This window comes from Telluria antibiotica (assembly GCF_011682055.1).
Taxonomy (GTDB): domain Bacteria; phylum Pseudomonadota; class Gammaproteobacteria; order Burkholderiales; family Burkholderiaceae_D; genus Telluria; species Telluria antibiotica.
Window position 1 is genome coordinate 106,400 of record NZ_JAAQOM010000006.1, and the last position, 21,057, is coordinate 127,456.

At 69.1% G+C, this 21,057-nt stretch carries 16 protein-coding genes; 10 read left to right on the forward strand and 6 right to left on the reverse strand.

The genetic code is table 11. From position 1 onward, the window contains the following. The first annotated feature begins 81 nt into the window (after nt 1-81). Nucleotides 82-456 carry a group III truncated hemoglobin gene (locus HAV22_RS11590; protein WP_166859233.1) on the forward strand — a complete coding sequence of 125 codons (375 nt, stop codon included), beginning with the start codon at nt 82-84 and terminating at the stop codon, nt 454-456. A gap of 4 nt (nt 457-460) precedes the next feature. Here HAV22_RS11590 and HAV22_RS11595 read toward each other — a convergent pair whose 3' ends face one another. Further along, nucleotides 461-2,803 carry a PAS domain S-box protein gene (locus HAV22_RS11595; RefSeq protein WP_166859234.1) on the reverse strand — a complete coding sequence of 781 codons (2,343 nt, stop codon included), beginning with the start codon at nt 2,801-2,803 and terminating at the stop codon, nt 461-463. Nucleotides 2,804-3,002: 199 nt separating this feature from the next. Here HAV22_RS11595 and HAV22_RS11600 point away from each other — a divergent pair, with 199 nt between their 5' ends. Further along, on the forward strand, nt 3,003-3,392 hold the full coding sequence (locus HAV22_RS11600) for a cupin domain-containing protein (protein ID WP_166859235.1): 390 nt from the start codon (nt 3,003-3,005) through the stop codon (nt 3,390-3,392). Nucleotides 3,393-3,410: 18 nt separating this feature from the next. Here HAV22_RS11600 and HAV22_RS11605 read toward each other — a convergent pair whose 3' ends face one another. Continuing rightward, complete coding sequence (locus HAV22_RS11605) at nt 3,411-5,045, reverse strand: hypothetical protein (protein WP_166859236.1); 1,635 nt, start codon at nt 5,043-5,045, stop codon at nt 3,411-3,413. Nucleotides 5,046-5,162: 117 nt separating this feature from the next. Next, complete coding sequence (locus HAV22_RS11610; protein WP_166859237.1) at nt 5,163-7,562, reverse strand: glycoside hydrolase family 31 protein; 2,400 nt, start codon at nt 7,560-7,562, stop codon at nt 5,163-5,165. Between the two features lie 187 nt (nt 7,563-7,749). Between HAV22_RS11610 and xth the strand changes: the two genes are divergently transcribed. After that, nucleotides 7,750-8,535: an exodeoxyribonuclease III gene (gene xth, locus HAV22_RS11615; protein WP_166859238.1), complete on the forward strand. Its 786-nt coding sequence runs from the start codon at nt 7,750-7,752 to the stop codon at nt 8,533-8,535. 3 nt (nt 8,536-8,538) lie between these two features. On the opposite strand, the gene HAV22_RS11620 is transcribed toward xth, so the two are convergent. Next, complete coding sequence (locus tag HAV22_RS11620; protein WP_166859239.1) at nt 8,539-9,177, reverse strand: TetR/AcrR family transcriptional regulator; 639 nt, start codon at nt 9,175-9,177, stop codon at nt 8,539-8,541. Nucleotides 9,178-9,260: 83 nt separating this feature from the next. On the opposite strand from HAV22_RS11620, the gene HAV22_RS11625 reads away from it, so the two are divergent. From HAV22_RS11625 to HAV22_RS11635, 3 genes are read left to right on the forward strand one after another with little or no spacing between them, the layout of a single operon-like run. Next, nucleotides 9,261-10,775: a flavin-containing monooxygenase gene (locus HAV22_RS11625; RefSeq protein ID WP_166859240.1), complete on the forward strand. Its 1,515-nt coding sequence runs from the start codon at nt 9,261-9,263 to the stop codon at nt 10,773-10,775. Further along, nucleotides 10,772-10,930 carry a hypothetical protein gene (locus tag HAV22_RS11630; protein WP_208296153.1) on the forward strand — a complete coding sequence of 53 codons (159 nt, stop codon included), beginning with the start codon at nt 10,772-10,774 and terminating at the stop codon, nt 10,928-10,930. Before HAV22_RS11625 ends, HAV22_RS11630 begins: the two co-directional genes overlap by 4 nt. Further along, complete coding sequence (locus HAV22_RS11635) at nt 10,927-11,916, forward strand: alpha/beta fold hydrolase (protein WP_166859241.1); 990 nt, start codon at nt 10,927-10,929, stop codon at nt 11,914-11,916. The genes HAV22_RS11630 and HAV22_RS11635 overlap by 4 nt, the downstream gene beginning before the upstream one ends. A gap of 3 nt (nt 11,917-11,919) precedes the next feature. Here HAV22_RS11635 and HAV22_RS11640 read toward each other — a convergent pair whose 3' ends face one another. Further along, complete coding sequence (locus tag HAV22_RS11640) at nt 11,920-15,135, reverse strand: PAS domain S-box protein (protein ID WP_208296154.1); 3,216 nt, start codon at nt 15,133-15,135, stop codon at nt 11,920-11,922. A 279-nt stretch (nt 15,136-15,414) separates the two neighbouring features. Here HAV22_RS11640 and HAV22_RS11645 point away from each other — a divergent pair, with 279 nt between their 5' ends. Genes HAV22_RS11645 through lpdA form a run of 4 tightly spaced genes read left to right on the forward strand, consistent with a single transcriptional unit; the run spans nt 15,415 to nt 20,420 of the window. Further along, nucleotides 15,415-16,647 carry a 3-methyl-2-oxobutanoate dehydrogenase (2-methylpropanoyl-transferring) subunit alpha gene (locus tag HAV22_RS11645; protein WP_166859243.1) on the forward strand — a complete coding sequence of 411 codons (1,233 nt, stop codon included), beginning with the start codon at nt 15,415-15,417 and terminating at the stop codon, nt 16,645-16,647. A 40-nt stretch (nt 16,648-16,687) separates the two neighbouring features. Beyond that, on the forward strand, nt 16,688-17,692 hold the full coding sequence (locus HAV22_RS11650; protein WP_166859417.1) for an alpha-ketoacid dehydrogenase subunit beta: 1,005 nt from the start codon (nt 16,688-16,690) through the stop codon (nt 17,690-17,692). 4 nt (nt 17,693-17,696) lie between these two features. Next, complete coding sequence (locus HAV22_RS11655; protein ID WP_166859244.1) at nt 17,697-19,016, forward strand: dihydrolipoamide acetyltransferase family protein; 1,320 nt, start codon at nt 17,697-17,699, stop codon at nt 19,014-19,016. 3 nt (nt 19,017-19,019) lie between these two features. Further along, nucleotides 19,020-20,420 carry a dihydrolipoyl dehydrogenase gene (gene lpdA / locus HAV22_RS11660; protein WP_166859245.1) on the forward strand — a complete coding sequence of 467 codons (1,401 nt, stop codon included), beginning with the start codon at nt 19,020-19,022 and terminating at the stop codon, nt 20,418-20,420. 166 nt (nt 20,421-20,586) lie between these two features. On the opposite strand, the gene HAV22_RS11665 is transcribed toward lpdA, so the two are convergent. Next, nucleotides 20,587-20,916: a hypothetical protein gene (locus HAV22_RS11665; RefSeq protein WP_166859246.1), complete on the reverse strand. Its 330-nt coding sequence runs from the start codon at nt 20,914-20,916 to the stop codon at nt 20,587-20,589. Nucleotides 20,917-21,057 lie beyond the last annotated feature (141 nt).

Consider the following 21,057-nt stretch of genomic DNA (forward strand, 5'->3'; position numbering starts at 1 on the left):
ACATATCAGATGCATCTTTGCTAGAATGAAGTTCCCGGGCGATCCGCGCCGCCGGGACCTTCATTCCACGCAGAGCCCCGCATGACCTCTCCCGCCATCACCGAAGCGTCGATCGTCCGCCTCGTCGACACGTTTTACGCGCGCGTGCGCGACGACGCCGTGCTGTCTCCCGTGTTCGAGGCGAAGCTGGCCGGCCGCTGGCACGAGCACATGCCGCGCATGTACGCGTTCTGGACCAAGGTGCTGCTCGGTAAGGGCGACTTCCAGGGCAATGTGTTCGGCAAGCACATGGCGCTGTCCGGCATCGAGACGGACCACTTCGTCCGCTGGCTCACCTTGTTCCGCCTGACGGCGATCGACGTGTTCGGCATCGACGGCGCGTCGGACGCTCTCGTCGTGGCGCAGCGCATCGCGTCCAGCCTGCAACTGGGCTTCTTCGGCGATATCCGCGTCTGAGGCGTCAGGCGCGCTGGGCGGCCGCCGTGCGGTCGGCCGCCGCCGCGAGCAGCGCCTGTTTCAATTGCAGGTCGGTGAACGGCTTCGTGAGCACGCGCGCCGTGACGTCGGACACGCCCGCCACCAGGCTGCCGTAGCCCGACGCGAACACGAGCGCCACGTCGGGATACGCGGCCACGATACGCCGGGCCAGGGTCAAGCCGTCCAGGTCGGGCAGGCTGTAGTCGACGACGGCGGCGTCATACCGTTCGCGCGCGAGCATGTCGAGTGCTGCGCCGGCCGTGGCCGCTTCGTCAGCCTGGATGCCGGCCGGCAGCAGGATGTCGCGATACAGTTCGCGCGCCCGGGCATCGTCTTCGACGAGCAGCACGCGCAACAGGGGCGCCGGATTGCCCGAAGCCTGCGCGGGCGCTTCCGCCGCGGCCTCCGGCGTGCCGAGTAATTGGCGCACCTTGCTGGCCAGCTTCTCCCGGCGGTAAGGCTTCGACAGCAGTTCCACGCCGGGGTCGAGCCGGCCGCCATGGATGATCGCGTTCTGCGTATAGCCGGACGTGTACAGGACCTTCATGTCCGGCAGCAGCGCCTTGGCCTGGCGCACCATCTCCGTGCTTTTCACCTTGCCCGGCATGACGACGTCCGTGAACAGCAGGTCGCAGCGCACGCCGGCCTTGAGCACGGCCAGTGCCATGTCGGCATCGTCGGCGCGCAGCACGTGGTAGCCCAGTTCCGTCAGCATGCCGACGACGGTCGCCTGGACGTTCGGATCGTCCTCGACGACGAGGATCGTCTCGGTACCGCCGCGCACTTCGCCCGCGACGGGTTCCGGCAAGGTCTGCTCGGCCTCCAGCGCGCGCGGGAAGTAGGCCTTGATCGTCGTGCCGTGCCCCACTTCGCTGTAGATGCGGAAATGGCCGCCGCTCTGCTTGACGAAGCCGAACGCCATCGACAGGCCGAGGCCCGTGCCCTGCCCTTCGCCCTTCGTCGTGAAGAATGGCTCGATCGCGCGATCACGCACGTCGGGCGTCATGCCGGTGCCCGTGTCGGAAATCGCGAGCAGCACGTACTGCCCCGACGGGACTTCGTGCGCGGCGCTCACGTAGGTATCGTCCAGCATCGTGTTCGAGAGTTCGATCGTCAGCTTGCCGCCGCCGGGCATCGCGTCGCGCGCGTTGATGGCGAGATTCAGCACGACGTTTTCCAGCTGGTGCGGGTCGAGCATCGTGTTCCACAGCGACGCCGACGCGACCGTCTCGACCTCGACGTGTTCGCCGACGGCCCGCCGCACCAGGTCTTCCATGCTGCGCACGATACGCCCCGGGTTCAGCACATACGGCTGCAGCGGCTGGCGGCGCGCGAACGCGAGCAGCTGCGACGACAGCTTGGCGCCGCGGTCGACGGCGCCCAGCGCCATCTGCAGGTGCCGCTGGCCGGACGGCTGGCCCGCCACGGCCCCGCCCAGCAATTGCAGGCACCCGCCGATCACCTGCAGGATGTTGTTGAAGTCGTGCGCGACGCCGCCCGTCAGCTTGCCGACGGCTTCCAGGCGCTGCGCGTGCTGCAGCGCGTCCCGCGCTTCTTCCAGTTGCACGCGCTGCGTGACGTCGCGCGTGATCTTCGCGAAGCCGACCAGGCGGCCTTCGGCATCGCGGATCGCATCGACGACGACGTCGGCCCGGAACCTCGAGCCGTCCTTGCGCACGCGCAGGCCTTCGCCGTGGAAGCGTCCGTGCTCGCGCGCCGTCGCCAGCACGCGTTCCGGCAGGCCGCCGCGCCGATCTTCTTCCGTGTAGAAGCGGCTGAAATGCGTGCCGATCACTTCGTCGGCCGCATAGCCCTTGATATTGCGCGCGCCCGCGTTCCACGTCGTGACGAGGCCTTCCGGCGACAGCATGTAGATCGCGTAGTCGATGACGCTGTCGACGAGCAACCGGAACTGTTCCTCGCTGCGGCGCAGCGCTTCGCGCGCCAGCTTCTTGTCGCTGATGTCGCGGGTGATCTTGGCGAAGCCGAGCAGGTGCCCTTCGTCGTCAAGGATGGGATCGATAACGACGGACGCCCAGAAATGGCTGCCGTCCTTGCGCACGCGCCAGCCTTCCGCCTCGAAGCGTCCCTTTTCCAGCGCCGTGGCGAGCGCCCGCTCCGGCAGGCCGGCAGCCCGGTCGGCCGGCGTGTAGAAGCGCGAGAAATGCTCGCCGAGGATCTCCGCCTCCGTATAGCCCTTGAAGCGGCGCGCGCCCGCGTTCCAGCTCGCGACCGTGCCGTCCGGATTGAGCATGTAGATCGCATAGTCGGCGACGCGCTCGACCAGCAGTTGCATGCGGCGCTGCGTGTTGAAATCAGAAGTCATGGAGGCAAGAAGGTCAAACGTTCACAATCCAAGTATAACATTCTTGGGAATTTTAATGCTCAGGTTGAAACTTTTATATCCTTACAGACAATATTGCATGCCCGTTACCACTTGCGTGTGCGGCAACGGGGCGCGTCCGCTACAATCCGGGCGTCCGGCCGTCGCCGGGCCGCGTCAACGACCATTTCGGAGAGCCACCATGTCGGGTTACAGCATCAACCTTGAAGAAAAAACGCTAGCTGGGAACAATTTCCGTGAAGTGCTTTACACGACACCCCGCAGCCAGCTCGTCATCATGACCCTGCAGCCCGGCGAAGAGATCGGCCTCGAGAAGCACGAGGGCCACGACCAGTTCATCCGCGTGGAAGCGGGACGCGGCGTCGCCACCCTGGATGGCGAACGGCACGACCTCGAGGACGGCGTCGCCGTCGTCATCCCGGCCGGCACGGAACACAACGTCGTGAACACGTCGGACACCGAACCGATGCGCTTGTACACACTCTACACGCCACCCGAGCATCCCGACGGCACGGTCCACGCGACCAAGGCCGAAGCGGACGACTACGAAAGACAGCACGGTCACCACTGATCCACGACCGGCCCGCGCCTAGCCACGGCAAGCAAAGCCATAGCGCGTCATCGCGCAGCCGCGCCGGATGCACTGGCGTTCGTCGTAGCCGTGCGCCCGGCATTGCATCAGGGTTTCCTCGCGGCGCTCGCGCGGCGACGGCTCCGCCTTGGCCGGCCGCACCTCCGGCGTAGCGTCACGCCGTGCCTTCTCGGCCGCGCGCCTGCGGGCAGCAGCAGCGTGGCGCGCGGCGCGCTTGGGTGCGTCGAGGTCGACCGTCGCCACGGACCGCGGCGCGGCCGGAGTCACGGCCGGCGCGGGGGCTGGCGGGGCGGGCTTGACCTCCGGTTCGGCCGGCGGAGGTGGCTTCACAGCGTCGATGGGCGCGGCCGATGACGGGGTCGGCGCTTGGGCCGGTTCGGGCGCCGAGGCGGTCGGCGGTGCCTTGACCGTGGGGGCCGGCTCGCGGGCGGCATAGGCCTGTGCGCCGCGCGTCGCAGTGGCTTGCGCCGTGTTCGCGGCCACGGGCACGCTCTCGGCGCGGCTTCCCGCGTACAGCCACCCGGCGCCACCCCCGACGCCCGCTGCCAATGCGCCGGCAGCGCTCCACGCCACGACGCGGCGCTTCCACAGCCGGCGCCAAGGCGACACAGGCGTATCCGCTGCGGCCCGGACCGGGGAGGCGACTCTCTCCGGCATCGGTTCCGTACGTGGATCGGGCGCGGACGCGCGCGGCGTCGCGCTCCATTGCGCGGCTGGCCCGCGTTCGTCGGCTGGGGCACGCAACAACGTCGTGTCGTCCGGCCGCGCGGTCGGCAGTTGGCGGGCCGCGCGGTCGGGTTCGACACCCTGCGGTCGTACGCTGGCGTTCGACTGGACGGCAGGCACGTGTCCGTGAACGGGGATGCCCGGCGCGCTGCCGTCCGCTGGCCGGGCCGACACAGGCGCTTGTGCGTCGCCGCCCGGCGCCGCGACGGGCGGCGGCACAGGGCCGATGCCGGATTCGCGCTCTGCGAGGCCGGCGGGCACGTCGCTCGGATCCGGACGGCGCGGTACGGCCGCGGCCCCCGCCAGAGCGTCGCCCTGCGTGGTGCCTGCGGGCGCGGTGCGCGGCGCCGGCGTGGCAGGGAGTGCAGGTGTCGAGTCGCCGGATGTGGCCGCTCGGGCCGGCTCCACCGCGGCGGTTTGCGGCCCTGCCGGGTGTGATGCGCTCCTGCGTTCGTCGCGACCGAAAAACGCCGCGACGTCCATGGTCGGCCGCTCCGGTCCCGGCGCCCCGCCCTGCTGCGGCGCAGGTGCCGGCCGGGACTCCCCTGCACCTGCCAGCGCGGCCCGTTCGGCCCACGCTTCGATGGCGACACCGGTCCCGCGTGCCGCCACGTCGGGTGCACGCCGCGCGGTACGGGGTCCGAGTCGTTGTCCGGGCGTACCCGCATCGACCCGCTGCGCCGCCGGGCCGTGCCACACGGCGGGCCTGCGCGGCGGTTCAGGTGGTGTGTGGGCCTCGTCCGCTGGCACCGCCGCCGTTGGGGGAGGCGGGATCGACGGCGTCCGCGTCTCGTCCGCCAGCACGACGGGCTTGCGGCGCGGCTGGGACGGTGGCGGCATCGCTTCGCCGGCAGCCAGCGGCGTGGAGCCGCTTTCCTGGAGGTCTTGCAACAATTGGGTCTTCATGGCGCGTCTGCGTTCCGGTATCCCGGATGGGCAGTGTACCGAATCCGGTACGAGTGCGGAGCGCGCCTGCCGCCGCGGATCGTACGCTGTTGCCACGACGTACGATCCGAAGTCACCTCACAAGGTCACGTCGACTTCCAGCGGCGCCGACCGGACGGCAGGCAGCGGTACGTCGAGGAGGCGGCGCGCCGCATCCCAGCGGAACACGACGGCCTTGCCGCCCGCGCGCACGGCGCGTGGGCGGGTGCCCACGTTGTGCACCTTGAGACCGAACGTACGGGCCGTCGGCGTCGCAGCGGCGCCGGCCTCCGGCGTGATCGTGAGCGCGAGGCGACCGTCCGCAAAACGGCTCGCGAACCGCACCAGCTCGTACTTGCCCGACTCGTACGCGTGCGCCGTGTGGCCGTCGTCGTCGTACAGGTGCCCCTCGGCGCGCGCGACGCCGGCATCGTGCCAGTAATGCAGGTCCAGCTTCGCCGTCGAATAGTCGCGCGTGCTCTGCACGGGCTGCGCGAGCGGGACGAACGCGCCCGCGCGCACGAACGTGGGGATCCGGTCGGGGCGCGTGGCAACGACTTCGACGATGCCGCCGCGGTGCGGCGCGTCCGTGTAGAAGTCGAACCACACGCTGCCCTTGCGGGGGAACACGACCTCCTTGCGCGCCGCGCCCGGCGCCGTGACCGGGGCGACGAGGAAGTCCGGGCCCCACAGATAGGTCGACGCGACGTCCTTCGTGGACATCATCTCGGCGTCCGGATCGTCGAACAGCACAGGACGCATCATCGGCATGCCGGTGACGCTGTCGTCGAACGCGGCCGTGTAGTTATACGGCAGCATGGCATAGCGCAGACGGATCGCCGTGCGCGCGAGGGCCTTCACCGCGGGCGTGCGGAACACGGCTTCCGCCGGCACTTCTTCCTGCGCGTGCGGGCGGAAGATCGGCTGGAACACGCCGTACTGCAGCCAGCGCACGTACAGCTCGTCGTCCAACACGGGGCCCGCGAAACCACCGAGGTCGGAATGCATGTAGGCCTGACCCTGCATGCCCATCTGCAGCGCGATCTCCATCTGCGACTGCAAGCCGTCCCAGCCGCGGTGCACGTCGCCGGACCAGGGGATCATGCCGAAGCGCTGCGAGCCCGAATAACCGGAGCGCATCAGGATGAACGGACGCTCCTGCGGGTAGTCGCGCGCGTAGCCGTCCGCGATCAGCCGCGCCCACTCGTGGCCGTAGATATTGTGGACCTGGTCCGCCGTGCCCGTCGCGTGGTGCGCGGCCGACGGGTGCATCTCCGGTTCGCCGAGGTCGCCCCACCAGCCGGCGACGCCGCCCGCCTTCAGGTCCTTGTAGATGTGCCAGAACCAGTCGCGCGCCTGCGGCTTGAACACGTCGACGAGGCCCGTGTTCCCGAAGAAGAAATCGAACGTGAACGGCTTGCCGGCCGCGTCCGTCGCGAGGACGCCCTGTTGCGCGGCTTCCTGCCAGCGCTTGGACGTCGTCAGCACGAACGGCTCCGTGATGACGACGGTGTTGACGCCCTTTTTCTTGAAGTCGGCCATCATCGCTTCCGCGTGCAGGAAGCTGTCGCGGTCCCACGCGAGGTTGCCCATCGTGCCTTTGACGGTCTTGCCGAACCAGTACAGGTCGAACACGATGGCGTCCAGCGGGATGCCGTCCGCGATGAACTTGTCGACGACGGCGCGCGCCTCGCTTTCCGTGTGATAGCCGAAGCGGCTGGCGAAATTGCCGAACGCCCAGCGCGGCGGCAGCGGCTGGCGGCCCGTCAGCCGGGTCGTCTCGTCCATCACCTGCGCCCAGTCGTCGCCCGCGATCACTTGATACGTCTTGCGGCCGCCCATCACTTCGTAGCGCAACGTGCCGTCCTTGCGGCTGTCGAAATCGAGCCAGCCGGCCTGCGGATTATCGAAGTGCAGCGCGTACTTGTGCGACGACAGCGCCATCGGAATGCCATATCCCATCTGCTCCGCGTGGTCGCCGAAGCCGTACGACGCCTTGTTGTACAGGCGGAAGCGGTGGCCGCGGCGGTCCATGCCGACGGCACGCGAGCCGGCACCGTACAGCGCCTCGTCGCCCTCGAGCGCGAACTCGATGCTCTCCAGGTCACCCGCGTGGCCGTAACCGCCCTTCTCCGCGACGAGCGGCCGGCCCTTGTACGCGTAGCTGATGCGCAGCGGCGACTTCTCGACCGTCACCGTGATGCCCTCGGTGACGAGCCGGATGCGGTCGTCCGCGTCCGTGATCGTCGCCTTCGCCTGGCCGGGCGCCAGCACGACGGCATGCGAGACGGGGTCGAACGTCTCGCCGCGCGGCACGAACGTCGTCTCGACGATGTTCGCGTCATACGGCCGGATCAGGTAGCGGCCGTCGCTGGCGGCGATGTCGAGGGTGCCGTTGTCGTTGCGGTAGCCGAGGAAGGTGCGGGCATCGGTCTGCGCGGACGCGGGCAGGCTGGCGAGCAGGCACAGGGCGAGCACGGCATGGGGGATGGGTTTCATGGTCTCCCGTCGTTGTCGTTGTTGGAAGCTGGAATTCTAACCGGTTAACGTAGAAAAATTACATCGCCGTGTAAGTTTGCCGTGAATCCGTTAAAATACGCCGTAGTTTGACTACTTCGTCGCGCCGTGCGGCAGCCTTCGCATTCCCGGGTCAGAATAGCGGCGACGACAATACACGAGAGACCCCATGCGCATCGCCACCTTCAACGTCAACGGGATCGGCAGCCGTCTCCCCGCCCTGCTGCAATGGCTGGAAGAGACGCAGCCCGACGTCGCCTGCCTGCAGGAACTGAAGGCGCCGCAGGAAAAATTCCCGGAGATGGACATCCGCGCGGCCGGCTATTGCCCCATCTGGCACGGCCAGAAAAGCTGGAACGGCGTCGCGATCCTCGCGCGCGGCGTGGAACCGCAGGAATTGCAGCGCGGGCTGCCGGGCGACCCGGACGATGAACAGAGCCGCTACATCGAGGCCGCCGTGAACGGCATCCTCGTCGCCTGCCTGTACCTGCCGAACGGGAATCCGGCGCCGGGGCCGAAATTCGATTACAAGCTGCGCTGGTTCGACCGGCTGCAGGTGCGGGCGCAGGAGTTGATCGATTCGGGCGCGCCCGTCGTCATCGCGGGCGACTACAACGTGATGCCGACGGAGCTGGACGTCTACAAGCCCGAGCGCTGGGTCGACGACGCGCTGTTCCGGCCGGAGACGCGCGCGGCGTACCGCCGGCTGCTCGACCAGGGCTGGACGGATGCGCTGCGCACGATGCATCCGGACGAAGTGATCTACACGTTCTGGGACTATTTCCGTGACGCGTACGGCCGCAATGCGGGCCTGCGCATCGACCACTTGCTGCTCAGCCCCGCGCTGGCGCCGAAGTTGAAGGCGGCCGGCGTCGACCGCGACGTGCGCGCGCGCCCGAAACCCAGCGACCATGCGCCGACGTGGGTCGAACTGGACTGGCCGAAGATCGGGTGACGGTCAGGCCGCGGCCGTCCGCCGCAGCGGCGGTCTTCCCAGCACCATGCCCAGGCGCAGCGCACTGTCGGTGACGACGTCGATGCCGGGCGTGTAATCGTCCTCGATCCAGCGCAGCGCAATGTGGATCACGCCGCCGACGATGCCCGCTTCCAGCAACGGGTCGGCCGGCACGCCGGGCGGCACGACGAAGCGGCCGACCTGTTCGCCGATGGCGCGCAGCGCGGCATCGAACGCCTTGTCGACGGCCCGGCTGACGCCGCGGATCTCCACGAGGAACACGCGCGCCGAGCGGGGTTCCCGCTGCAGCGCCGCGAAATACGTGTGCAGCATCGCGCGCGCCCGCGCGATCCGGCTTCGGCCCGCCTGGCGCGCCGCTTCCGTGATTTCGCCGAGCACGCTGTACGTGACGGCATTGAACGACGCGATCAACAACTCTTCGCTGTTCGCGAAGGATTCGTAAAAATACCGTTCGGTGAGTCCGGCCGCTTCGCAGACGGACTTGACGGTCGAGTGGCGGTAGCCGCGCTCGCCGTACACGGCGACGGCGGCGCCGATCAATTGCGAACGCCGCTGGGCGCGCCGTTCGTCCTGTGGGACGCCGCGATACGGCCGGGCGGTTTGTAAAGATTCTGGAGGCATCCTTCTATTTTCTCACAGAATATTGTGAGCAAAAATGTGACAATATTAAGTGTCAAGATAAAAACAAAACAACACGGGACACCATGCCAGACACGCTCCACGCCGACCAGGACGCCAGCAGGGCCGCCGGCACGCCGCCGGGCGGCGCGTATTTCGACGTGCTGATCGTCGGCGCAGGCCTGTCCGGCATCGGCGCGGCCTGGCATCTGCAGCGGGGCTGTCCCGGCATGACGTATGCGATCCTGGAAGCGCGCGCGGCGATGGGCGGCACGTGGGACCTGTTCCGCTACCCCGGCGTGCGCTCCGATTCCGACATGTACACGCTCGGCTACGGGTTCCGCCCGTGGCTCGACGGCCACGCGATCGCGGACGGCCCGTCGATCCGCCGCTACATCGCGCAGACGGCGGTCGATGCCGGCATCGACCGCCATGTCCGCTATGGCCACCGCGTCGTCGCGGCGCACTGGGACAGCGGCGGCGCCTGCTGGCTCGTGGAAGCGGAGCATGGGGGGCGGCGCGTGCCGTTGCGCACCCGCTTCCTCTACATGTGCAGCGGCTACTACAGTTACGACGAGGCGTACCGGCCCCGTTTCGACGGCGAGGAGACGTTCGCGGGCCGCATCGTGCAGCCGCAGTTCTGGCCCGCCGGCCTCGATTACGGCGGGCGGCGCGTGGTCGTCGTCGGCAGCGGCGCGACCGCAGTCACCCTGGTGCCCGCGATGGCGCAGGACGCCGCGCACGTGACGATGCTGCAACGCTCCCCGAGCTACGTCGTGAGCCGGCCGTCCGAATACGGTTTCGCGCGGCGCCTGCGCCGCTGGCTGCCCGCGCGCGCGGCGTATGCGCTCACGCGCTGGCGCGTGATCGTCGAAAGCATGCTGCTGTACCGCGTGGCGCGCACCAAGCCCGATGTCGCAAAACGCAAGATCATCGAGATGGCGCGCCGCCAGCTGGGCCCCGGCTGCGACGTCGACACCCATTTCACGCCGGACTACAAGCCGTGGGACCAGCGCGTCTGCATCGTGCCGGACGGTGACCTGTTCCGCGCCATCCGCGCGGGCCGCGCGAGCGTCGCCACTGACCGCATCGCGCGCTTCGTACCGGAAGGCCTGTTGCTGGAATCGGGGCAAACGCTCCCTGCCGACATCGTCGTGCTGGCGACGGGCCTCAAGGTCAAGCTGATGGGCGGCGTCGCGATCACCGTGGACGGGCGCCCTTTCCACGGGAACGATGCGATGTCGTACAAGGGCATGATGCTGTCCGGCTTGCCGAACTGCGTGATGACCTTCGGGTACACGAATGCATCGTGGACCCTGAAGGCCGACCTGACGGCGGCCTGGGTCGTGCGCCTGCTGCGCCACATGGCGCGCAAGCGCGTCGACATCGTCGTCGCGCACCGCGACCCGGGCGTTCAGCCTGCCCCGTTCCTCGGCTTCACGTCCGGCTACGTGCAGCGCGCCCGCGACGAGCTGCCGCGGCAGGGCTCGCGCCGGCCGTGGCAGGTCCACCAGAACTACCTGCGCGACATGCTCACCATCCGCCTCGGCCGCATCGCCGATGGCGTCCTCCGTTTCGGCCGCAAGGGAGCCATGCCATGAACCTCGTCGATCGCGTCGCCGTCATCACGAGCGCCGGCATCGAGCGGCGCGCACCCCGCATCCTCGTCGGCGGCGACGCCAAGGCGGCCGCGCTGCTGGAACGCCTGGCCCCCACCGGTTACTGGAACCTTCTCAAGAAAGCGATCAAGCGATGACACTCGTCCTCTCCCTCCTGGCCGTCGCGGCCCTGCTCGTGTTGCTGTGCTACCTGTTCACCGTCTACATGGCGCGCAAGGTCGAAGCGCTGCTGCCGCCGACGGGCCGCTTCGTCGACGTGCCCGGCGCGCGCCTGCACGTGCGCGAGTTCGCCGGCGCCGACCCCGATGCGCCGGCCCTCCTGCTCGTGCACGGCCTCGCCGGCCAACTGGACCACTTCACGTTCGGCGTCACGGGCCGCCTGGCCGGGCGCTACCGCGTGATCGCCGTCGACCGCGCCGGCTCCGGCCATTCCACGCGTGCGCCGGGCACGCCGGCGGACCTGCACACGCAAGCCGACATGCTCGCGGCGCTGATCGACAAGCTGGGCCTGGAGCGCCCGTTCGTCGTCGGCCACTCGCTGGGCGGTGCGCTGTCGCTCGCGCTCGCGCTGCGCCATCCGGAGCGCGTGCGCGGCCTTGCGCTGATCGCGCCGCTGACGCACATGCAGGAAAAGGTGCCGCCCGTGTTCGAGGGCCTGACGATCCTGTCGCCGCTGTGGCGCAACATCGTCGCGTGGACGCTCGCCACGCCGGCGCAGATCAAGAACACCCGCGCCACCCTGGACCAGGTGTTCGGCCCGGAACCGGTGCCGCACGATTTCGCCACGCGTGGCGGCGGCCTGCTCGCGCTGCGCCCCGGCGCGTTCCTGTCCGCGTCCGACGACCTGCGCGCGCTGCCCGACTGCCTGCCCACGCAGGAGACGCGCTACGGCGAGCTGGCGTTGCCCGTGAGCGTCCTGTACGGCAAGGACGACCGCATCCTCGACTGGAAGGCGCACGGCCAGGCCCTGGTCGACAAGGTGGGCGGCGCGCGGCTGGAACTTGTCGATGGCGGCCACATGCTGCCCCTCACGAACCCGGAAGTGACGACTGCCTTCATCCTGGATGCCGTCGGCGCATGCCACACAGGCCGGCCCGCGGCCGCGGTCGCGGCTCAGGGCTGACGCTCAGGAAGCCGCGCGGGCGCTGGCCAGCGCCGCCGTCAGCGCGGCGAGGTCGTAGGGTTTGCGCAGCACGACGGCGTCCGGCCAGTTGTTGACTTCCCCCTTCCCGGTCGCGAACACGATGCGGATGCCGGGTGCCTGCGCGCGGGCTTGCGCGGCCAGCAGATCGCCCGTCATGCCGGGCAGTTGCACGTCCGTGATGAGTAGATCGGATGCCGGAGAAATCAGCGCGAGCGCCTGTTCCGCGTCGACGGCTTCCCTCACCTCGTGGCCCAGGTGGCGCAGCAGCGCGGCCGTCGCAGCGCGGATCTCGTCCTCGTCCTCCACCAGCACGATGCGCAGCCGGTCCGGCGCCGGCGCGGCCGCGGGCACGACAGCCGGCGCGGCGTCCACGTGCACGCGGTTGCGCTGGTTCGCGAGCACCTGGCGGATGCGGCGCGCGAGGCTTTCGCGCGTGTACGGCTTGCCCAGCAGTTCCACGCCCGGATCGAGCCGGCCGCCGTGCACGATCGCGTTTTCCGTGTACCCCGACGTGAACAGCACCGCGAGGTTCGGCAGGCGTTCGCGCGCCATGCGCGCCAGGTCGGGGCTGCGCAAGGTGCCCGGCATGACGACGTCCGTGAACAGCACGTCGATCGGGACGCCGGATTCCACGACGGCGAGCGCGCTCGCGGCGTCGGCCGCCTTCAGCACGCGGTAGCCGAGCGCCGTCAGCATCTCGACGACGGTCGTGCGCACCGCCTCGTCGTCTTCCGCGACGAGGATCGTTTCCGTGCCGCCGACGGCGGCCTGCTGCACGTCCAGCGGCCCCAGGGGTTCCTCGGCCGCCGCCGTGCGCGGCAGGTACAATTTCACCGTCGTGCCCTGCCCCGGCTCGCTGTAGATCTTGACGTGGCCGCCGGACTGCTTGACGAAACCGTACACCATCGACAGGCCCAGGCCGGAACCCTTGCCCTCGTCCTTCGTCGAGAAGAAGGGCTCGAACGCCTGGCGCAGCACGTCGGGCGTCATGCCCGTACCCGTATCCGTCACCGCGAGCATCACGTACTGGCCCGGCGTCACGTCGGCATGCGTGCGGCAATACAGGTCGTCCAGCACGGCATTGTGCGCCTCGATCGTCAGCTTGCCGGCGCCGTTCATCGCGTCGCGCGCATTGATCGCGAGGTTCAGCACCGCGTTCTCGACTTGCGCCACGTCGACGGCCGTGTTCCACAGGCCGCCCGAAATCACGAGCTCCACTTCGATCTCTTCGCCGAGCGCGCGGCGCAGCATGTCTTCCATGCCGGTCACGACGCGGCCGATCTTGACCACCTTCGGCTCCAGCGGCTGGCGGCGGCCGAACGCGAGCAGGTAGCTCGCGAGCTTCGCCCCCCTATCTACCGCCTGGCGCGCGTTGCCGATCCAGCGCTGCGTTTCCGCACCGCCCGGGTTCATCTCCAGCAGCTGGAGGTTACCGGAGATGATCTGCAGGAGGTTGTTGAAGTCGTGCGCGACGCCGCCCGTCAGCTTGCCGATGGTCTCCATCTTCTGCGCCTGCTGCAGGGCAAGTTCCGTGCGGCGGATCTGCTCCGCCTGTTCACGGTCGGCCGTGATGTCGCGCCCGATCGCGTGGATGAACGCCGCGTCGGGCGCCGCCGTCCACGACAGCACGCAATAACTGCCGTCCTTGCGCCGGTAGCGGTTCTCGAACTTGTAGACGTAGTGGCCCTCGCCCAGCGACGCCATCTGCGCGACCGTGGCCGCCTGGTCGTCGGGATGGACGAATTGCAGGAAGTTCTTGCCGACGATGTCGTGCTCGGACCATCCCAGCAGTGATCCGAACGACGGGCTCACGGCTTGCACGATGCCGTCGAAGCCGGCGACGAGCATGATGTCGCGCGACAGGCGCCACATGCGGTCGCGTTCCGCCGTGCGCTGCGCGACCTGCGATTCCAGGTCCGCGTTCAGCGCGGCGAGGCGCTCGGCATTCAGCTTCTGGTCCTCGATGTCGACGGTCGTGCCGATCCAGCGCACGACCTCGCCGTCCGCGTCGCGCAGTGCGACGGCGCGCGCCAGTTGCCAGCGATAGGTGCCGTCCGCGGCCCGCTGGCGGAATTCCGCCTCGTAGTGGGCGCCCGTCGCGACGGCCGTCGCCCAACGGTGCCGCACGCCCGCCTGGTCGTCCGGATGCACGGCTTGCGTCCAGCCGATGCCGGCCAGGCCCGCGTAGTCGCGTCCCGTGCATGCGTACACGCGTGCATTGAACCAGTCGCGCTTGCCGTCCTTCGTCGCCGTCCACACCTGGTTCGGCATGGCCTCGGCGAACGTGCGGAATTTTTCCTCGCTCTCGCGCAGCGCGCGCTCGGCCTCGACCCGCTCCGTCACGTCGCTGCCTTGCACGAAGATGCCCAGCACGGAGCCGTCCTCGCGCTTGACGGGCTGGTACACGAAGTCGATGTAGTGCAGCTTGCGGTTGCCGTCGGGCGCCGCGAGCCACAGGGGGCTGGCCGTCGCCGTGTACGCGGTGCCGGTCAGGTAGACCTGGTCGAGGATGGCGACGACACCCTGCGGCACCGTCTCCGGCAGCGCCTCGCGTAGCGGCTTGCCGACGAGGTCGCGGTGGCCGGCAAGCGCGTGATAGGCGGCGTTTGCCGAGCGGATCACGTGGTCGGCCCCGGCCAACTGCGCCATGAAGCCGGGCGCCTGCTCGAACATGGTCTGCAGCCGGCCGTGCTCGCCGCTGAGCCAGCGCTCGGCACGGACCTTGGCCGTCGTCTCGACGACGATCGCGATGACCCCGACGACGGTCCCGCCGGCGTCGACGATGGGCGAGTAATCGAGGTTCATCCACACCTGCTCGGGACGGCCGCTGCGGTGCAGGGTGAGCTCCTTGTCGCGGTACGACAGGGTGCCGCCGGCGAGGCCCACCTTCATCACGTTGTCGTTGAAGTCGGCCACCTCGGGCCAGCCCTCGCGCACCCTGGACCCGAGCAGCTGCGGATGGCGGCCGCCGGCGACGCCGGAATAGGCGTCGTTGTAGATCATGACGCCGTCCTCGCCCCACAAGGTGACGATGGGCACCGGCGAGCGCAGCATGAGTTCCACCGTCGTGCGCACGACGTCGGGCCAGCGGGCGACTGGGCCCAGGCTCGTGCCGGCCCAGTCGTAGTCGTCGATGATCCTGCCCAGCAGGCCGCCGCCCGCACCGAAAGCCTTGACCGGAGCCGCCTGAGTCAACATCGCGTCCATCTGCCCATTGTGTAGAGAAGTCAGCAATTCTAATCGCGTTTGCGGGCAAGCGGGAACACGATATGCGCGGCGGCGCACACTTGCGCGAACCGGCGCCGTTTCGTTGCGCCGCGTGCTAAGTTGCGGTGCTGATGCGACGGGCATCCGCGCGGCGATCCCGCGTCGGCATGCTGCGGGGCAGCACGAAAATTCCCGGTGAAAACCGCCATGCGCTGTCTTTCCGGAATTATGATGTTGCTGCCGCACACACCTTACCAAGGGGGAGCGTTTATGAGCCAGAGTCAACCTCTGTCGCTGCACGTCCCGGAGCCCACCGGCCGCCCGGGTTGCAAGACCGATTTTTCGTATCTCGACATCCATGCGGCCGGGTCCACGCCCCGGCCTCCCGTCGACGTCCGTTACCAGGACACGGCCGAACTTGCCGCCGGCATGATTCGTGTGCTCGACGACGACGGCAACGCCGTCGGCCCGTGGGACCCGGGGCTGGACCGCGACACCCTGCGCTTCGGCCTGCGCACGATGATGAAGACCCGCATCTTCGACGCGCGCATGGTCATCGCCCAGCGCCAGAAAAAGCTGTCGTTCTACATGACGTGCCTGGGCGAGGAAGCCATCGGCACGGCGCACGCCCTCGCGCTGCGCGACGGCGACATGTGTTTTCCCACGTACCGCCAGCAAAGCCTCCTGATGGCGCGCGAGTATCCGCTCGTCGACATGGTGTGCCAGCTGCTGTCGAACGAGGCCGATCCGCTGAAGGGCCGCCAGCTCCCGGTCATGTATTCCGTGAAGGCGAAGGGCTTCTTCACGATCTCCGGCAACCTGGCCACGCAGATCCCGCAGGCCGTCGGCTGGGCGATGGCGTCCGCGATCAAGGGCGACACGAAGATCGCGTCCGGCTGGATCGGCGACGGCGCCACGGCGGAAAGCGATTTCCATACGGGCCTCACGTTCGCGCACGTGTACCAGGCGCCCGTGATCCTGAACGTCGTCAACAACCAGTGGGCGATCTCCACGTTCCAGGCCATCGCCGGCGGCGAGAGCGTCAGCTTCGCCGCGCGCGGCGTGGGCGCCGGCATCGCGTCGCTGCGCGTGGACGGCAACGACTTCCTCGCCGTGTATGCCGCCTCGTGCTGGGCCGCGGAACGGGCGCGCTCGAACCTCGGCCCCACCTTGATCGAATGGGTGACGTACCGCGCGGGCCCGCACTCGACGTCGGACGACCCGTCGCGCTACCGCCCCGCCGACGAATGGACGTACTTCCCGCTTGGCGACCCGATAGGCCGCCTGCGCCGCCACCTGGTCGCCAAGGGCTGGTGGTCCGCCGCGGAACACGACGCGCTGCAGGCCGAGCTGGAAGCGGAAGTCGTGGCCGCGCAGAAGGAGGCGGAACGCCACGGCACGCTGATCGACGGCCGCGTCCCCAGTGCCGCGTCGATGTTCGAGGACGTCTACAAAGAGATGCCCGAACACCTGCGCCGCCAACGCCAACAACTGGGGGTGTGACGTGAAGCGCGACATCGACAAGGATTTGAAAACGACCCCGATGACGATGATCCAGGCCCTCCGTTCGGCCATGGACGTCATGCTTGGGCGCGACGACGACGTCGTCATCTACGGCCAGGACGTCGGCTATTTCGGCGGCGTATTCCGCGTCACGGACGGCCTGCAGGCGAAGTACGGCAAGCACCGCTGCTTCGATGCGCCGATCTCGGAAGGCGGCATCGTCGGCACCGCCGTCGGCATGGCGGCGTACGGGCTGCGGCCCGTCGTCGAGATCCAGTTCGCCGACTATTTTTATCCGGCGACCGACCAGATCGTGTCGGAGGCAGCCCGGCTGCGCTACCGCTCCGCGGGCGACTTCACGGCGCCGCTGACGATCCGCATGCCGTGCGGTGGCGGCATCTACGGCGGGCAGACGCACAGCCAGAGCCCGGAAGCGTTCTTCACGCACGTGTGCGGGCTGCGCACCGTGATGCCGTCGAACCCGTACGACGCGAAGGGGTTGCTCATCGCGGCGATCGAGAACGACGATCCCGTCATCTTCCTGGAACCGAAGCGGCTGTACAACGGCCCGTTCGACGGGCACCACGACCGTCCCGTCGTCTCATGGTCCAAGCATCCGAAGGGCGAAGTCCCGGACGGCTATTACACGGTCCCTCTGGACAAGGCGGCCGTGTTCCGCGAAGGCGCCGACCTCACGGTGCTCACGTACGGCACGATGGTGTGGGTATCGGAAGCAGCCGCGCAGGAGACGGGCATCGACGCCGAGATCATCGACCTGCGCACCTTGTGGCCGCTCGACCTCGAAACGGTCGTCGCATCCGTGCGGAAGACGGGGCGCTGCGTCGTCGTCCACGAGGCCACGCGCACGAGCGGCTTCGGTGCGGAACTGGCCGCGCTCGTGCAGGAGCACTGCTTCTACCACCTGGAAGCGCCGATCGAGCGGGTGACCGGCTGGGATACGCCCTACCCGCACGCGCAGGAATGGGCGTATTTCCCGGGACCGGACCGCGTGGGCGCGGCATTCAAGCGAGCGATGGGGGCCTGAGCAGATGGGTACGCATGTGATCAAGATGCCGGACCTCGGCGAAGGCATCGCGGAAGTGGAAGTCGTCGCGTGGCGCGTCCAGCCGGGCGACGCCGTCGTCGAGGACCAGGTCCTGGCCGACGTCATGACGGACAAGGCGACTGTGGAGATTCCGTCGCCGGTGCACGGCACCGTCGTCGCGCTGGGCGGCAACGTGGGCGAATCACTGGCCGTCGGGGCTGAGCTGATCCGGCTCGAGGTCGAGGGCGCTGGCAATGCGCCTTCGACGGCAAAGGCTGTTGCCCCGGCTGCCGACGAACCTGCCGACCTTCCGCACGGCTTCGTGCCCGAACCGGCGCGGGTGGCCGAAGCGGCGGCCACCGTTGCAGAGGCGGCGCCACCATCGCCGCCATCAGGCCCGGCGCCCACCCGCGCGCCCGCCGCCACACCCGCGCTGCGCGCTGCCGGCGAAAAGCCTCTCGCGGCGCCGGCCGTGCGCGAGCGCGCGTGGGACCTGGGCATCGAGCTGCAATACGTCGCCGGCAGCGGCCCCGCCGGCCGCATCACGCACGCGGACCTCGACGCCCACGTGGCCGGCCACCGGGCGGGCCGCGGCGCCGCGTCCGATACGCGCTACGCGGAGCTGGACGGCGAGGAAGCCATCCCCGTCATCGGCCTGCGCCGCAAGATCGCCGAGAAGATGCAGCTGGCCAAGCGCCAGATCCCGCATTTCACCTACGTCGAGGAAGTGGACGTGACGGAACTGGAAGCGCTGCGCGGGCAGCTGAACGCGCGCTATGGCGAGGAACGGGGCAAGCTCACGTTGCTGCCGCTGCTGATGCGCGCCGTCGTCCTCGCAGTCCGTAAATTCCCGGACGTGAACGCCCGCTACGACGACCGGGCGAACGTCGTGACGCGCTACCAGGCCGTCCACATGGGCATCGCGACGCAGACGGACGCGGGGCTGATGGTGCCCGTCGTGCGCCACGCGGAAGCGCGCGACCCGTGGTCCAGCGCGGCGGAAATCGCCCGCCTGGCCGATGCGGCGCGCCAGGGCAAGGCGGCGCGCGACGAACTGTCCGGGTCGACGATCACGATCACGAGCCTCGGCCCGCTGGGCGGCATCGTCAGCACGCCCGTCATCAATCACCCGGAAGTGGCGATCGTGGGCGTGAACCGCATCGTCGACCGACCGGTCATCCGGAACGGCGGCATGGTGGCGCGCAAGCTGATGAATTTATCGTCCTCGTTCGACCACCGCGTCATCGACGGCATGGTGGCCGCGGAATTCATCCAGGCGGTGCGCGGCTACCTCGAGTCGCCGGCAACGCTGTTCGTGGAGTGACCCATGGCCGTGACTACCGAAAGCACCACCCTCCTCGTCATCGGCGGCGGCCCCGGCGGTTACGTGGCCGCCATCCGCGCGGGGCAGTTGGGCATCCCGACCGTGCTCGTCGAAGGCGGGGAACTGGGCGGCACGTGCCTGAACATCGGCTGCATCCCGTCCAAGGCGCTGATCCACGCCGCCGACGCGTTCCACCAGGCGGCGAGCCATGCGGGCGAGTCGCCGCTGGGCATCCGCGCGGGCGCGCCCACCATCGACGTGACGCAGACGGTCGCGTGGAAGGACGGCATCGTCAAGCGATTGACGGGCGGCGTCGGCGCGCTGCTGAAGAAGAATGGGGCGACCGTCGTGCGGGGCTGGGCGCGCATCCTGGACGGCAAGACCGTCGAAGTGGAGACAGGCGGCGATGCCCTGCGCATCCGCTGCGAACACCTGCTGCTGGCCACGGGGTCAACGCCCGTCGAGCTGCCCTTCCTGCCGTTCGGCGGCAACGTCGTGTCGTCGACGGAAGCGTTGGCACCGGCCAGCTTGCCGGAGCACCTCGTCGTCGTGGGCGCGGGCTACATCGGCCTGGAGCTGGGCATCGCGTACCGCAAGCTGGGCGCGCGCGTGACGGTCGTGGAGGCGGCCGGCCGCGTGCTGCCCGCATACGACGACGACCTCGCGAAGCCCGTGGCGGCGAGCCTGAAGCGCCTCGGCGTCACCGTGCACCTGGAGTCGAGCGTGCCGGGTCTCGCGGACGACGGCCGCGGCGTGCGCATGAAGAATGGCGGCGGCGAGGAGTCCGTGCTCGCCGCAGACCGCATCCTGGTCGCCGTTGGACGGCGCCCACGCACGGACGGCTATGGGCTGGAAAGCCTGCTGCTGGACATGAACGGCCGCCACGTCCGCATCGACAACCAGTGCCGCACGTCGATGCGCAACGTGTGGGCCATCGGCGACCTGACGGGCGAACCGATGCTCGCGCACCGCGCGATGGCGCAAGGCGAGATGGTCGCGGAGATCATCGCCGGCAAGCGCCGCCACTTCACGCCGGCCGCGATACCCGCCGTCTGCTTCACGGACCCGGAAGTGGTCGTCGTCGGGATGACGCCGCAGGAGGCCGCGACGCTGGGCGTCGACTGCGTCACGGCCAGCTTCCCGTTCTCCGCCAACGGCCGCGCGATGACCCTGGAGGCGACGGACGGCTTCGTGCGCGTCGTTGCCCGGCGCGACAATCACGTGATCGTCGGCTGGCAAGCCGTCGGCGGCGCCGTGTCGGAGCTGTCGGCCGCGTTCGTGCAATCGATCGAGATGGGGGCGTTGCTGGAAGACGTCGGGGGCACCATCCACGCGCATCCCACGCTCAGCGAGGCCATGCAGGAGGCGGCGCTGCGGGCGCTGGGGCGCGCGCTGCACATCTGATATCGGTGGGCACGGGGTGCCCACCCTACGTGTCGCCATCGCCAGGGGCGGAGACACGACAAAGCACGGGCCGGAACGCGCCACCCCGACGCGCTCCGCCCGTGCCGCGCACCAGATCGCTGGCACGCCCCCGATCCCGGAACTGCGCCGGGCCTTGCTCGCTACCCTACTTCCGTGCGCGGTCGGTGCCGTCCTGCGCGTCGTCGTCCGACTGCCGGCTGCCGGCATTGCCGGTACTCATGCTGCCGATGCCGCCGAGCCCCGTCTGCAATTCGCCCGCTTCTTCGCCGACATAGCCTTCGCTGTCGCGGTCCGCGTCGTTGCTCAGGAGGTCGTCCGTGCGGGCCCGCTGCTGGTTGCCGCGCTGGCCGGACTGGCGGCCGATGTCGCCGCCCGTGCCGCCGGTGCCCAACGTGCCGGCGCTGCTCGTGCCGTCCTTCGTCACCTGGTCATAATTACGCCCTTCGGCGTCCTTGCCTTCGCTCTGCATGGACATGCGGTTCTCCATTCGTTGGCGTTGATTCATCTTAGTCCGCGGCGCGGACGGACCCTATAGGCAAGCATGCGGCGGTCTTGTAGGACATATCGGGCGAACATGCGGCCAGGATATGCTATAAAACCGGGTTGCCGGAGAAGC